Below are 13,877 nucleotides of genomic sequence, written 5' to 3'. Positions count from 1 at the left end.
CGATCCTGTTCCGGCTTCGCCAGAATCGCCTTCCATCCCCCTCCGATCCGCCCTCAGGCGGATGTCGAAGCGATCTCCGGGTCGCTCGCCGCCTTCGTGTCGGCAATGACGAGATTGACGCCGGCACTTTCGAGCATCGCGGCATGCCTGTCCTCGATGCCCGAATCGGTGATCACAGTGGTGATGCGCTTGAGGCCGCAAAGAATGAGGCTCGAGCGCTTGTGAAACTTAGAAGCATCCGCGAGCACGACCAACTCGTCGGCCTGGTCGATCAGCTTCTGCTCCGCCTGGATCAGAAGCGGATCAGCCTCCATCAGGCCGAGCGGCCCGAGCCCCTGTGCACCCATGAACATGCGACGTGCATAGAAGTTGCGTGTCACGTCGTTTTCGAACGGGCTCAGGATGATGTTCTGCTCGCGATAGATCGTACCGCCGGACAGCATGACCGTGTTTTTCGAGTGCTTGAGCAGATGCTCGGCGATCGGAAAGGAATTGGTGAAGACCTGCATCCGGCGGTTCGCCAGAAAGTGCACCATCTGAAATGTCGTCGTGCCGCCATTGATGATGATCGGCTCGCCGTCCTGGCAGAGCGCCACCGCCTCGCGGGCAATCGCCTGCTTCTCCCGCGCGTGCAGGCCTTCATTGACGCGAAAGGGCCGGCCGGCCAGGCCGACGAATTGCGGCGGATTGATTGCCTCGGCGCCGCCACGCACCCGCCGGAGCCGCTTCTGCACGTGGAGCGCTGCAATATCACGGCGGATCGTCGCCTCCGAGCTGCCGGTGAGTTCGACCAGTTCCGGCACGGTCACGACCGGCTTTTCCTGCACCGCCGACAGGATGATCCTGTGTCTTTCTTTCTCGTGCATGCGCTCCTCCGATGCCGCATGCTTCCATCAAGCCCAAACATTGTCAATCAGTATCGATCATATTTTTTCATTGTGCGGCGCAGTATGACTGCTTTTGATCGTTTTTGATTGACAATCCTGCATCCCGCATGTGATCTGATGTCAACCAATCGCCGCGGCGCGAGCGCCCCGCGGAAAACTGACCGGGAGGACTTCGAGATGCTCGACAAGCGACAAGGCGCACGCCTGGCCAACCTCTGGGATGACGCCAAGGCGGCAGCAATGAGCGAGCCGGAGCGGCTCCTTTATCGCTCCAATCTTCTCGGCTCCGATAAGCGCATCACCAATTATGGCGGCGGCAACACGTCGGCGAAGGTGATGGAAAAGGATCCGCTGACCGGGGAAACGGTTGAAGTCCTTTGGGTGAAAGGGTCCGGGGGCGATGTCGGCACCATAAAGATGGACGGTTTTGCCACGCTCTACATGGACAAGCTGAGAGCGCTCAAGGGCATTTATCGCGGCGTTGAATTCGAAGACGAGATGGTCGGCTACCTGCCGCATTGCACCTTCAATCTCAATCCGCGGGCCGCATCGATTGACACGCCGCTGCACGCCTATGTGCCGAAGGCGCATGTCGACCACATGCACCCGGATGCGATCATCGCCATTGCCGCCTCTCAGAACAGCAAGGACTTGACGCGGAAGATCTTCGGGGACGAGATCGGCTGGCTTCCCTGGAAGCGGCCAGGCTACGAACTCGGCCTCTGGCTCGGGAAATTCTGCCTCGAAAACCCGAAGGCGCGCGGCGTCGTGCTCGAGAGCCACGGCCTCTTCACCTGGGGTGACACGGCCAAGGAAGCCTACGAGACGACGATCGAGATCATCAACCGGGCAATTGCCTGGTTCGAAGCCGAGAACACGGTGCCGGCCTTCGGCGGAGCGGTCAAACCGATTCTTGAAGCCGCTGAGCGGACTGCGGTTGCGAAGCGGCTGATGCCGGTGATCCGTGGCCTGATCAGCGCCGACGAGAACAAGGTCGGCCATTTCGACGACGGCCAAGCGGTTCTGGATTTTGTGACGTCGAGGGACTTCGGTGCCCTGGCGGCGCTCGGGACGAGCTGCCCCGACCATTTCCTTCGGACGAAGATCCGGCCGCTGGTGATCGATTTCGATCCCACCGCGCCCGATGTCGAAAGGACGCTTGCCGGCCTGCCGGAGGCGATCGCCGCCTATCGCGCCGACTATGCAGCCTATTACGGTCGCTGCAAGCGCGCAGACAGTCCGGCGATGCGCGATCCGAATGCCGTCGTCTATCTCGTTCCGGGCGTCGGCATGATGACCTTTGCCAAGGACAAGGCGACGGCACGCATCTCCGGCGAATTCTATGTCAATGCCATCAATGTGATGCGAGGCGCCTCGGGCGTTTCGACCTATGTCGGCCTGCCCGAGCAGGAGGCCTTCGACATCGAGTACTGGCTGCTGGAGGAAGCAAAGCTCCAGCGCATGCCGAAGCCGAAGAGCCTTGCCGGCCGCGTCGCGCTCGTGACCGGCGGCGCCGGCGGCATCGGCAAGGCGACGGCCGACCGGCTGATGCAGGAAGGCGCCTGCGTCGTCCTTGCCGATATCGATCAAGGGGCGCTGGAGGCTGCCGAAGGGCAGCTTGCCGCCCGTCACGGCAAGGATTTCGTCCGCGCCGTCAACATGAACGTGACCAGCGAAGCGGCAGTCGAATCCGGTTTCGGCGATGCGCTTCTCGCCTTTGGCGGCCTCGACATTCTCGTTTCGAATGCGGGACTTGCCTCCTCGGCGGCGATCGAGGACACGACGCTTTCGCTCTGGAACAAGAACATCGACATTCTCGCAACCGGCTATTTCCTGGTTTCGCGCGAAGCCTTCCGCATCTTCCGCGCCCAGAAGGCCGGCGGCAATGTCGTCTTCGTCGCCTCGAAGAATGGCTTGGCCGCCTCGCCCGGCGCTGCGGCCTATTGCACGGCCAAGGCGGCGGAGATCCACCTTGCCCGCTGCCTGGCGCTCGAAGGCGCATCGGCACAGATCCGGGTCAACGTCGTCAATCCGGATGCGGTGCTGCGAGGGTCGAAGATCTGGACCGGCGAGTGGAAGGAGCAGCGCGCGGCTGCCTACAACATGGACGTCGACGCGCTAGAGGCGCATTACCGCGAGCGCTCCATGCTGAAGCGCAGCGTTTTCCCCGAGGACATCGCCGAAGCCATCTTCTTTCTCGCCTCCGACATGTCGGCGAAATCAACCGGCAATATCATCAATGTCGACGCGGGCAATGCCCAGTCCTTCACCCGCTAGGAGAGGCTGCCATGACCGTCATCATCAGCACATCTCTCGTCGAGGCCGAGAACGCAAGACGGCTCGAGGAACTGAAGCGCGACTATGAAGGCCTCGGCGAGCGGCTCGCGCGCCGTGGCGTCGACATCGACGCGATCAGGGTAAAGGTCGCAGCATACGGCGTTGCCGTTCCCTCCTGGGGCGTTGGAACCGGCGGCACGCGCTTCGCGCGCTTCCCGGGCTTGGGCGAGCCCCGCAACATCTTCGACAAGATTGAGGATTGCGGCGTCATCCATGAACTCACCCGCGCGACGCCGACCGTGTCGCTGCACATCCCCTGGGACAAGGTCGCGGATCTCCCGGCGCTGAAGGAAAAGGGCGCTTCGCTCGGGCTGGGCTTCGACGCGATGAACTCAAACACCTTTTCGGATGCGCCCGGCCAGGCGCATTCCTACAAGTTCGGGTCGCTCACCCACACAGACGCCGCCACGCGGCGGCAGGCGATCGAGCACAATCTCGAATGCATCGAGATCGGCAAGGCGCTCGGCTCGAAGGCGCTGACGGTCTGGATCGGCGACGGCTCGAACTTTCCCGGCCAGAGCAACTTCACCCGCGTCTTCGATCGCTATCTCGATTCGATGAAGGCGATCTATGCCGCGCTCCCGGACGACTGGCGCGTCTTCACCGAACACAAGATGTTCGAGCCGGCCTTCTATTCCACCGTCGTACAGGACTGGGGCACGAACTATCTGATCGCCCAGGAACTCGGGCCCAAGGCCTTCTGCCTCGTCGACCTCGGCCACCACGCACCGAACGTCAATATCGAGATGATCGTCGCCCGGCTGATCCAATTCAAGAAGCTGGGCGGCTTCCATTTCAACGATTCGAAATATGGAGACGACGATCTCGATACCGGCTCGATCGAACCCTACCGCCTTTTCCTGGTCTTCAACGAGCTCGTCGATGCCGAGGTTCGCAAGGCCGAGGGCTTCGAGCCGGCACATATGCTCGACCAGAGCCACAATGTCACGGACCCTATCGAAAGCCTGATGACGAGCGCCATGGAAGTCTGCCGCGCCTACGCCCAGGCGCTTCTCGTCAACCGCAAGGCGCTCGAGGGCTATCAGCAGGACAATGACGCGCTGATGGCATCGGAAAGCCTGAAGGCGGCCTTCCGGACCGACGTCGAGCCGATCCTTGCAATGGCCCGCCTCGAAAAGGGCGGTGCGATTGCGCCGGTTGCGGCATACCGCGCAAGCGGCTACCGCGCCAGGGTGGCGGCGGAGCGCCCGCCGGTTGCGGGCGGGGGCGGCGGCATTGTCTGAAGCCACGGCGCGAGCAAGCGATCGTTTCACGACCGGTTCGGCTCTCACCGGGCTTTTTCAGTTCGCTGAAACTTGCGAAAGCGGCTTGGTTAGCCGCTCAGCGACCACAAATCCCGATTGCGCAGAAAAATGGCCGCGCGATTGAATTGCCCTCTACCTGATCCAAGATCATGAGCTATCCTTTCCTTCAGGTTACAACCGAAAGGAACTATGATGGGTATTGAGAGTATTCTGGTATTTTTGATCGTCGGCGCGATTGCGGGCTGGCTTGCCGGCCTGATCGTCAGCGGCTTCGGCTTCGGGTTGATCGGCAATATGGTCGTCGGGATTATCGGCGCGCTTATCGCCGGTTACCTGTTCCCGGCGCTGGGCGTCACCCTCGGCACCGGCGTTCTCGCGGCGATCATCCATGCGACGATCGGCGCGATCATCCTGCTTGTGCTGATCCGCATCGTAAAGCAGGCCTGATGATCGATGCCCCTGCACCATCCCTTGGATAGGTTCGATCCAGACACCAAATCAGGAGGTAGAGACACGACAGCGATCTCCTGCGCCTGACCGGCACGCTGGAGAGATTCGCGCTGCTGCATGAAAGGCGCCCAAGGCGCGGATCACCGCCGCAACGCATGAGCGGAGGGAAAGATGACCGAATTCTATGCCGATAAGATCGAAATCGCACTTCAGACCTATGTCAACGATCATCAGGGCAGCCTGACGCGCGAGCAGGCGATCTCTGCGATCCTCGAGAACTGGTTTGCGAGCCATGGCTATCTGCCCCCGCAGCAGGAGGGGCTACGTCCGGAAGAGCTTGACGCATCGAACGACGACTGAAAGATTGGCATTTGCGAAAGCTGCCGGCGTGCCGCTCTGCCGCCGCTCTCCCTATTGCCAATCACAGAATAGATCGTCCGTCATGAGCCTCGACTCGGTGAAAGCATTCTTTTCCAGGAATGCCCCTGACATCAACGTCATCGAACTCAAGCAGAGCACAGCGACTGTGGCGCTCGCGGCAGAGGGCCACGGCGTCGAGCCGGCGCAGATCGCCAAAACGCTGGCGCTTCGGGTCGGCGATGATGTGATCCTGATCGTCACCCGCGGGGATGCACGCCTCGACAATAAGAAATATAAGGCCCGCTTCGGTGCCAAGGCACGCATGCTCGGTCTCGACGAAGTGGAAGCCGAGACCGGCCATCCGGTCGGCGGCGTCTGCCCCTTCGGCCTCGTCCGGCCGCACAGCGTTTACTGCGACGAATCCCTCAAGGCCTTCGACCTGGTGGTGCCCGCCGCAGGCGCCGTAAATGCCGCGGTGCATATCAACCCGTACCGCATGGCGGAATTGATCGGGGCGGAGTGGATCGACGTCTCGGAGATTTGAACAATCGGCTGCAAAGGCGGTGTGTAATCACAGCGGCCCGTCGGCATTCAGAGCACGGCGACCAGGACCATGAGCGAGCCGAGCGACAGCGCGGCAATGATGCTCATCAGCATCTTCATCATGTGCTTGGCCATTTTCCTCGCCCCGCCCGCGCCTTCCGTCGAATGATAATCGCGGGCCTGTTTCCGGGCCGCCGACCGACCCGCTCCTCACCCCAATATCGGGAATTTTCCGGCAAGTTGGTTAAGAAGTCACCTTGCCAATGAGGATGACAGCGCCGCGCGTCCTTTCAGACGCGCAAAGGCGCTGTAACCCTCTTGAACTGCGCACCGAACATTCCGAAAAACGGTTCCGATTGTCATGGCTCACGCCGCGCACGCAACGCGTGGACGATTGTTTGCATCTCAAAGATCGGAAACTGGTAAAATGGTGCCCGGAGGCGGATTCGAACCACCGACACGCGGATTTTCAATCCGCTGCTCTACCAACTGAGCTATCCGGGCATTTTTTGCCTGTGAGGCAACGGCTTCTTCGAGAAACCGCCGGGGCGCTTGGTTCGCCGCCGGAAGCGAGCGGGGTTATAACATCTTGTTCGGCGGTGTCCAGCACCAAATGACTCTTTTTTGAAGGAATCTGGCGTGCGGTGAAAAAGCCGCGAAAAGCCAAGGGATTCAGGAGGATCGCGCGGGGCCGTCGCCCCCTCGGCCGACTGGGAAGGCACACCGCCGGTGCCCTGGGCAGACGTTTGGAACCGCTCGCCCGCTCGCCACTTCTAGCGATCGTCGCCGTCGTCGGCCTTCGACTCGTCGTCGGCCACAGGAATTGCGTAGGAGCCGGAAAGCCAGCGGTTGAGGTCTATGTTGCGGCAGCGCTCGGAGCAGAAGGGATAGTGCTCACGCGCCGACGGACGACCACATTCCGGGCAGGGACGCGGTGCGCGCAGGGGCTCGACGTTCGAGCCGTTCTTCTTGCCAGCGCCGCTCACTTGCTCAGCCTTCCATCCAGCTGTTGTGAACCTCATAGCCCTCGCCGACGAGCAGATTGACCGTCTCGTACAGCGGCAATCCTACCACATTGGAATAGGATCCGACGAGCTTGACGACGAAACTGCCGGCAATGCCCTGGATGCCGTAACCGCCGGCCTTGCCGCGCCATTGCCCGGAGGCGAGATAGCTCTCGATGTCGAGGCCGGTAAGCCGCTTGAAGCGCACCTTCGTGTCGACGACCTTCTGGCGCAGCGTGCGATCCGGCGTAACGAGGCAGATGCCGGTATAGACGCGGTGGCTGCGGCCGGAGAGAAGGTGGAGGGCGCTCGACGCTTCGCCGACCAGCTCAGGCTTGGGCAGAATCCGGCGGCCGACGCAGACGACGGTGTCGGCCGCCAGTATATAGCTGCCCTGCCAGTCCGCCTCGCCCTTGATCGCCGCCAGCGCCGCTTTGGCCTTCTCGGTGGACAGCCGGCGCGCCAGCGAGCGCGGATGCTCGGCGCGCTTGGGCGTCTCGTCGAGATCCATCGGGAGCAGCCGCGCGGGCTCGATCCCGGCCTGCGCCAGAAGTTCGACACGACGCGGCGATCCGGACGCCAATATCAGTTTCTGGGTCACTGTCATCGAGCCGTGAAGTACCGGGTGGGCGCTCTCGCGCTGAACCTGCTGGAAAAGGGCTTACTTGAAGCGGTAGGTGATGCGACCCTTGGTCAGGTCGTACGGGGTCATCTCGACGAGCACCTTGTCGCCCGCCAGAACCCGGATACGGTTCTTGCGCATACGGCCCGCCGTATGGGCGATGATCTCATGCTCGTTCTCAAGCTTCACGCGGAAGGTCGCGTTGGGAAGCAATTCGGTGACCACGCCCGGAAATTCGAGGACTTCTTCTTTCGCCATGCAGGGTTGTTCTTTCTCGCGTTCATTCGCGGATGCGCCACGCATCCGTCGAAAAATTTGGCCGGAAACTACACAATCGCCACGGGTTTGTGAACCCGCCTTGATGCCGCTTTTTCCGCAATTTTGCCGTGTCGCAACCGGTATCGGTCAGGCACCCTTGCGGAGGCTTTGGCCGGTCAACCGGCTGGCGATCAACCCCGCCAGATGGTCGCGTACCGCCCGATAGGCGCCGACGATCTGATCGCGCGTGCCGGTCGCAACCGTCGGATCGGGCGTCGGCCAATATACCACGTCGACGGCCATCGAGCGCGTCAATTCGAGCGCCAGGTGGTGCGCCTCCGGCGCCAGCGTGACGATCAGGTCGAAATAGTCGTCTTCGAGTTCGTCAAGCGTGCGCGGCTGATGGCGGCCGATCGTCAACCCCACCTCTTCCAGCACGACGTCGACGAAAGGATCGCGCTCGCCGTGGCGGACGCCCGCGGAAGCGACATAGGTTCCCTTCGGCAGTGCCGCCCTCGCAAGCGCCTCGGCCATAGGCGAACGGATCGCATTCATGCCGCACATGAAGAGAATCGAACGGGGCGTCTTAAAATCGTGCAAGACGATCCCACTCATGTCCACCCCTCTAGCCGCGCCAATAGAGCACACAGACGAGCGTGAAAAGCCGGCGCGCCGTGTCGAAATCCAGCCGGATCTTGCCCGACAGGCGATCCATCAGCGTCTGCGAGCCTTCGTTGTGGATGCCGCGCCGTCCCATGTCGATCGCTTCGATCTGGCTTGGCGTCGCCGAACGGATCGCCTCGTAATAGCTCTCGCAGATCAGGAAATAGTCCTTCACGATCCGCCGAAAGGGCGTGAGCGACAGAATATGGGTGGCGACCGGCTCGCCGCCATCGGTCGAGATGGCAAAAACCAGCTTCGAGTCGACCAGCGACAGATTGAGCCTATAGGGGCCGCCGGGATGGCCGAGGGGTTCGAACAGGTTTTCTTCGAGGAGATCGAAGATCGCAACCGCGCGCTCGTGCTCCACGTCCGGCGTCGAGCGTCCGATCGTCTCGTCCAGTACGATGTCGCAAAGGCGCAAGTTGCGATCGGCCCTCATCCCTCTCCCCCGAGATTGAGGCGGATGGCGACCGAGCGGGCGTGAGCCTCGAGCCCTTCGGATTGCGCGAGCGCGATCGCCGCCGGACCGAGGCCGCGCAACTGATCGGGGCCAAGTCGCAGGATCGAGGTCCGCTTCATATAATCGAGCACGCCAAGGCCGGAGGAGAAGCGGGCGGAGCGCGCCGTCGGAAGCACGTGATTGGAGCCGCCGACATAGTCGCCGATGACTTCCGGCGTGTGGCGGCCGATGAAGATCGCGCCGGCATTTCGGATCTTCGGCACCATCGCATCCGGATCGGTGATTGCCAGCTCTAGATGTTCCGCCGCGATGCGATTGGCGAGCGGCACCGCCTTTTCGAGATCCGGCACCAGGATGACGCCGCCGAAATCGCGCCAGCTTGCCATCGCCGTCTCGGCCCGCGGCAATGTCTTCAGCTGCCGTTCGACCGCCATTTCGACCGCATCCGCGAAAGCGGCATCGTCGGTGATCAGGATCGCCTGCGCGCCGGGATCGTGCTCGGCCTGGGCAAGCAGGTCGGCGGCGATCCAGTCCGGATCGTTGTCGCCATCGGCGATCACCAGCACTTCCGAGGGACCGGCGATCATATCGATGCCGACCGTGCCGAAAACCTGGCGCTTCGCCGCCGCGACGTACGCATTGCCCGGCCCGACGATCTTCGCCACCGGGGCGATCGACTCGGTGCCATAGGCAAGAGCCGCGACCGCCTGAGCGCCGCCGATGCGGTAGATTTCCTCGACGCCGGCCAGCCGCGCGGCCGCGAGAACCGCCGGATTGATGGCGCCGCCGCTTGCAGGCACGACCATGACGATCCGCGGCACGCCGGCGACCCTCGCCGGCAGCGCGTTCATCAGCACCGAGCTCGGATAGCTCGCCGTGCCGCCCGGAACATAGAGGCCGACCGCATCGATCGCCGTCCAGCGCGAGCCGAGACCGACGCCCATCGCATCCTCATAGAGGTCGTCCTTCGGCAATTGCCGGCGGTGATGCGCCTCGATCCGGGTTGCGGCGACCTTCAGCGCGCCGAGGACCTCCGGCTCGACCGCATCGATCGCCGCGTCGACTTCTGCCGCCGTGACCGCCATGCCGGTCTTTGCGAAATCAAGGCCGTCGAAGCGGGCCGAATAGTCGGCAAGCGCCGCGTCGCCCCGCGCCCGGACGTCAGTGATAATGGCGTGCACGGCGGCGTTTACGTCCTCGGAGACCTCCCGCTTCGTCGTCAGGAAGGCGGCGAACTCGCGTTCGAAGCTCGCATCGAGATAGTTCAGCCTGATTGCCAATGCGTTGATCCTTTTAATGATGGCTGGCGGTGCGCTCAGACGCCCTCGGGGTGGCGCGGCTTGAAGGCCGTTTCCCAGGCGCCGCCTGTATCGGCAAGCTGCACCTCGATGCATTCGACATCAAGCGCAATGGACGCGGCACCGGCGAGTACGAATTCGATCGTTCCTTCCGGCCCTTCCTCCTTTTGCGAAAAGCGCAGGGCGAGAAGGTCGAGAACCGTTTCCGCGTCGTTGCGGTCGAAGCCGAGCGAGCGAACGGCGGTAATGCGCTTGAAAAGCAGGACGGACCGGCGCCGTTCGAAGCTGCGGCGGCCACCCGCTACCTTTTCCCAAACGAAACGATTGATCACCAGGGAGAATTGGCCGCGGCGCGGGTCATAGACCATGCCGCCCACCTTGAAGACTGCGTCCTGCACATGCGCGGAAACGACGCCCAGGTCCTCCTCGTCGAGTGCCAGCAGTTTCAAAGCATCCATGCCACCCATCCCTGTTTCTTCGCTTACCGCCTGTCTCCGTCCCCGATCAAGGACGAGGAACATGCAGCAACTCAAAGTGCTACGGCGATTTTGCGCGTCTGAGACGACGCGCGGCGCTGTAGCGTCTTTGGCGCCGCAACCGCCAAGGACATAGGACGTCGCGCTCGAAACCGCAACGGTTTCAGTGCGGAGCTGGAAATCAGTCGCTGACCCGCTCCACATGGGCGCCGCAGCGCGTCAGTTTTTCCTCGAGCCGCTCGAAACCGCGATCAAGATGATAGACGCGCGAGACCACGGTCTCGCCTTCCGCCGCAAGCCCGGCAATGACGAGCGAGACGGAGGCACGCAGGTCCGTCGCCATGACCGGCGCCCCTTTCAGCCGGCTGACCCCCTCGATTTTCGCCGTCTGGCCGGAGAGCGAGATCTTCGCGCCGAGGCGCGCCAACTCCTGCACATGCATGAAGCGGTTCTCGAAAATCGTTTCGGTGATGTGGGAGACGCCGGTAGATTTGGTCATCAACCCCATGAACTGCGCCTGAAGGTCGGTCGGGAATCCCGGGAAGGGATCGGTGACGATGTCGACGGGGCGGATGCCGGCGCCGTTGCGGACGATCCGGATACCGCTGTTGGTCTCGCTGATCTCGGCACCCGCGCGGCGGATCGCCTCGAGCGCCGTGTCGAGTAGGCTTGCCTCGGTATCCTCGAGAATGACGTCGCCGCCGGCCATCGCCACGGCCATGGCGTAGGTTCCGGTTTCGATGCGGTCAGGCAGCACGCGATGGCGGGCGCCGGACAGCGAGCGCACGCCCTCGATCGTGATCGTGCTCGTGCCGTGGCCGGAAATCCTGGCCCCCATGGCGTTGAGGCAGCGGGCAAGATCGGCCACTTCCGGTTCGCGCGCGGCATTGCCGATGACGGTCGTGCCGTTGGCAAGCGTCGCCGCCATCATCAGCACATGCGTCGCCCCGACGGAAACTTTCGGGAAGACATAGCGCCCGCCGAGAAGCCCGCCTTCCGGCGCCTTGGCGTTGACGTAACCGCCATCGATCTCGATCTCGGCTCCAAGCGCCGTCAGCCCTTCGATGAAGAGATCCACCGGTCGGGTGCCGATGGCGCAGCCGCCGGGCAGCGAGACGCGCGCCTTGCCTTCGCGGGCAAGCAGCGGACCGATGACCCAGAAGCTCGCGCGCATCTTGGAAACCAGCTCATAGGGCGCCGTCGTCGATACGATGTTGCGGCTGGTAAAATGGATCGTGCGGGCATAGCTCTCGCCCTGACGCTCGCGCCGGCCGTTGACGGAAATGTCGGCGCCATGATTGCCGAGGATGCGGATCAGCTGCTCGACGTCGGCAAGATGCGGCACGTTTTCCAAAGTCAGCGTATCATCGGTCAAAAGCGACGCGATCATCAGCGGCAAAGCGGCGTTCTTGGCGCCGGAAATGGGGATGACCCCATGAAGTTCGTTTCCGCCTACGATCCTGATGCGATCCATGAGACCTCTTGCACGGGCGCCGCCCGCCTTTCCAAAATTCCAGTGTTGCTAAAGCGCGTCTCTTAGTGGAGATGCCGTGAAAATAGAAGTGCCTTGAAGTGCAAGTTGAATGCCGGAAACCGCGAGAACGCACAAATTTTGCGCCACTCACCGCCGGACAGGGACCTAATCTTCCGATTCGTCCGTTTTTGCGGCAGGCAATCCGGTCGTCTCGTCGGCCGCTCCTGCCCGACGCGCGCGCGCCTGCTGCTTGCGGCGCTGGAGATTGTCGCGCAGGTTCTTCGCCAGCCGCTTACGCCGCACCTCCGCCCCGCTCGCCGGTGCCTGCGCACCGCTTTTTGAGCCCGGTGCGCGCTCCTTGTCGTCATCGTTCTGCATGTATTCTGGATTAGCGCAAAACCGCGACGTCCGGAAGCGGCAAGGCGCTCTCCAGCAGCGCCGAGTCCTAGAATGCGGCGAGACCGGTTTCCCTCTCCACCTCAAGGCTAAGACATTGAAACCGTGCGCCCCCTTCGGCTGTCCGCAGGACGGTGCGACAGCCCGCCCGCCAAGCCGGACCAAAAACTTCGAAATGCTGCTTGCGCTTGCCGCCAAGCTATGGCAATAGGCCCCTCGCTTGATGCGGCTCGCAACGAAGCCGCCGAATGCTGCTATAGCTCAGGGGTAGAGCACTCCCTTGGTAAGGGAGAGGCCGAGAGTTCAAATCTCTCTAGCAGCACCAGTTTTTCTCAACGCACAGCACCTTAGCGGCTACTAGCGCAGCCACCTGAATAGCCCTGTGGCACAAACCTGGCACAGCCTGATCACCAGCCGCTCCGGCATCGCCGCTGTGATTTCCGTTTGATTAAAATTCAACCAGCGCTTACATTAAAGCCATACGGCCCCTCTCGTCGTTGACCACGGATGTACTGGCAGCGACGGGAGGCGGCTGCGGAAGGTCGGGTTCAGCCCGGCCTTTTTTGTTGGGCGAGGTTTCGCGACTGTAGCTCGATTGGAAGGCCCTGGATTGCATAGCGCGGCAGCGAAAATGCGCAGGTTCGCCTGTTTTTGGCGGCCTTGCCCAATTGACACTCAAGCTTCGCCGCCAGGCCGGATCGGGACCACTCACCCGCCAGGAACAGCTTGGTCACAAGCAGCGCAGCAGTGTTGAAAAGGTGGTGGTCCTCGGCAAGGAAGCCGGAGTCGTAGCCAGCGTCATCCAAGACAGACTGGATCATTCGCCTATCGGAAGGTGAGATCGTGTCTACGGTGGAAGACATGGCGTCCTCCTTTCGTTGAGGGCTAGGGCAATTAGCCCTCAAGCAGTAGTGCCCGTGATATTGCTACTGAAGGTTGGACCTTGCGCCCTTGTGGTCTGAATAGCAACAACCCCCAGGTTTAATATGGAATTGCGCCACATCATCGGTCTACCCGTTGCTCTCCTACCCCCATTGGGCGACGCCACTAAGCCTTGACTGCACCTCCGCCTATGCGACCCTTGAAGCTCCTGATTGTAATGCGTAGGGGGCGATCATGATTTTTCCCAGCGTGGAGCGTCAGCGGACGAGGGCCTACGATGATGTTGAGCCGGCCCTCGATGCCGCCTGCAAAGAGCTGGAGATGACGCGAGACGAGTTGATCCGCCTCATCATTCGCGAATGGCTTGAGCAATACGGCTTTCTCCTGACCCATTATATGGACGAAGGCAGTTGGAAAGAGGACAGCCCGTAGCGGCAGTCATGCTGGCATCGGGCCATTGTCGGGTCGATGGGCTTGTGCTTGTTGGAGCGCTTTGCCATCC

Annotated in this window: 17 protein-coding genes and 2 tRNA genes; 7 read left to right on the top strand and 12 right to left on the bottom strand. The window is 62.2% G+C overall.

Annotated features, from left to right (window positions below):
• Positions 1-53: 53 nt before the first annotated feature.
• Positions 54-866, bottom strand: a complete 813-nt coding sequence (locus tag AC4P1R_RS01030; protein WP_069459521.1) for a DeoR/GlpR family DNA-binding transcription regulator — start codon at positions 864-866, stop codon at positions 54-56.
• Positions 867-1,064: 198 nt separating this feature from the next.
• Between AC4P1R_RS01030 and AC4P1R_RS01025 the strand changes: the two genes are divergently transcribed.
• The 5 genes from AC4P1R_RS01025 (at position 1,065) to AC4P1R_RS01005 (ending at position 5,843) form a co-directional block, all read left to right on the top strand.
• A complete protein-coding gene (locus AC4P1R_RS01025; protein ID WP_069459522.1) occupies positions 1,065-3,164 on the top strand; it encodes a bifunctional rhamnulose-1-phosphate aldolase/short-chain dehydrogenase in 2,100 nt (699 codons plus the stop codon).
• Between the two features lie 11 nt (positions 3,165-3,175).
• On the top strand, positions 3,176-4,468 hold the full coding sequence (gene rhaI / locus AC4P1R_RS01020; protein WP_492177304.1) for an L-rhamnose catabolism isomerase: 1,293 nt from the start codon (positions 3,176-3,178) through the stop codon (positions 4,466-4,468).
• A gap of 213 nt (positions 4,469-4,681) precedes the next feature.
• Positions 4,682-4,936: a GlsB/YeaQ/YmgE family stress response membrane protein gene (locus tag AC4P1R_RS01015; protein WP_069459524.1), complete on the top strand. Its 255-nt coding sequence runs from the start codon at positions 4,682-4,684 to the stop codon at positions 4,934-4,936.
• Positions 4,937-5,110: 174 nt separating this feature from the next.
• Entirely contained in the window at positions 5,111-5,299 is a 189-nt protein-coding gene (locus tag AC4P1R_RS01010; protein ID WP_069459525.1) for a hypothetical protein, read from the top strand.
• Positions 5,300-5,381: 82 nt separating this feature from the next.
• Positions 5,382-5,843, top strand: a complete 462-nt coding sequence (locus AC4P1R_RS01005) for a YbaK/EbsC family protein (RefSeq protein WP_069459526.1) — start codon at positions 5,382-5,384, stop codon at positions 5,841-5,843.
• A 427-nt stretch (positions 5,844-6,270) separates the two neighbouring features.
• On the opposite strand, the gene AC4P1R_RS01000 is transcribed toward AC4P1R_RS01005, so the two are convergent.
• The 10 genes from AC4P1R_RS01000 to AC4P1R_RS00955 all read right to left on the bottom strand — a co-directional run bounded on the left by AC4P1R_RS01000 (position 6,271) and on the right by AC4P1R_RS00955 (position 12,475).
• Positions 6,271-6,346: transfer RNA gene (locus AC4P1R_RS01000), tRNA-Phe, on the bottom strand.
• A 269-nt stretch (positions 6,347-6,615) separates the two neighbouring features.
• Positions 6,616-6,828 (bottom strand): DNA gyrase inhibitor YacG, encoded by a 213-nt coding sequence (gene yacG, locus AC4P1R_RS00995; protein ID WP_069459527.1) that lies wholly within the window; start codon positions 6,826-6,828, stop codon positions 6,616-6,618.
• A gap of 4 nt (positions 6,829-6,832) precedes the next feature.
• Complete coding sequence (locus AC4P1R_RS00990) at positions 6,833-7,453, bottom strand: Maf-like protein (RefSeq protein ID WP_151610806.1); 621 nt, start codon at positions 7,451-7,453, stop codon at positions 6,833-6,835.
• A gap of 54 nt (positions 7,454-7,507) precedes the next feature.
• Positions 7,508-7,726, bottom strand: a complete 219-nt coding sequence (gene infA / locus AC4P1R_RS00985) for a translation initiation factor IF-1 (protein ID WP_004435948.1) — start codon at positions 7,724-7,726, stop codon at positions 7,508-7,510.
• 147 nt (positions 7,727-7,873) lie between these two features.
• Complete coding sequence (locus tag AC4P1R_RS00980; RefSeq protein WP_151610805.1) at positions 7,874-8,341, bottom strand: arsenate-mycothiol transferase ArsC; 468 nt, start codon at positions 8,339-8,341, stop codon at positions 7,874-7,876.
• A gap of 10 nt (positions 8,342-8,351) precedes the next feature.
• Positions 8,352-8,828 (bottom strand): UPF0262 family protein, encoded by a 477-nt coding sequence (locus AC4P1R_RS00975; protein WP_069459530.1) that lies wholly within the window; start codon positions 8,826-8,828, stop codon positions 8,352-8,354.
• The gene (gene hisD / locus AC4P1R_RS00970) at positions 8,825-10,129 is read right to left on the bottom strand and encodes a histidinol dehydrogenase (protein ID WP_151610804.1); all 1,305 of its coding nucleotides are present in this window, start codon (positions 10,127-10,129) and stop codon (positions 8,825-8,827) included. The genes AC4P1R_RS00975 and hisD overlap by 4 nt, the downstream gene beginning before the upstream one ends.
• A 35-nt stretch (positions 10,130-10,164) precedes the next feature.
• Positions 10,165-10,605 carry a DUF2948 family protein gene (locus tag AC4P1R_RS00965; protein WP_069459991.1) on the bottom strand — a complete coding sequence of 147 codons (441 nt, stop codon included), beginning with the start codon at positions 10,603-10,605 and terminating at the stop codon, positions 10,165-10,167.
• 199 nt (positions 10,606-10,804) lie between these two features.
• Complete coding sequence (gene murA, locus AC4P1R_RS00960) at positions 10,805-12,097, bottom strand: UDP-N-acetylglucosamine 1-carboxyvinyltransferase (protein ID WP_069459532.1); 1,293 nt, start codon at positions 12,095-12,097, stop codon at positions 10,805-10,807.
• Positions 12,098-12,262: 165 nt separating this feature from the next.
• Positions 12,263-12,475: a hypothetical protein gene (locus tag AC4P1R_RS00955; protein WP_069459533.1), complete on the bottom strand. Its 213-nt coding sequence runs from the start codon at positions 12,473-12,475 to the stop codon at positions 12,263-12,265.
• Between the two features lie 268 nt (positions 12,476-12,743).
• On the opposite strand from AC4P1R_RS00955, the gene AC4P1R_RS00950 reads away from it, so the two are divergent.
• Positions 12,744-12,818, top strand: a tRNA-Thr gene (locus AC4P1R_RS00950).
• A gap of 223 nt (positions 12,819-13,041) precedes the next feature.
• On the opposite strand, the gene AC4P1R_RS00945 is transcribed toward AC4P1R_RS00950, so the two are convergent.
• Positions 13,042-13,356, bottom strand: coding sequence for a hypothetical protein (locus tag AC4P1R_RS00945; RefSeq protein WP_492177303.1), 315 nt, complete (start codon positions 13,354-13,356; stop codon positions 13,042-13,044).
• Between the two features lie 253 nt (positions 13,357-13,609).
• On the opposite strand from AC4P1R_RS00945, the gene AC4P1R_RS00940 reads away from it, so the two are divergent.
• Positions 13,610-13,807: a ribbon-helix-helix protein, CopG family gene (locus tag AC4P1R_RS00940; RefSeq protein ID WP_069459535.1), complete on the top strand. Its 198-nt coding sequence runs from the start codon at positions 13,610-13,612 to the stop codon at positions 13,805-13,807.
• Positions 13,808-13,877: the final 70 nt, after the last annotated feature.

Source organism: Sinorhizobium sp. Y406 (assembly GCF_058732025.1).
Note: the sequence above shows the minus strand (reverse complement) of the source record. Positions and strands in the feature narration are given on the sequence as shown.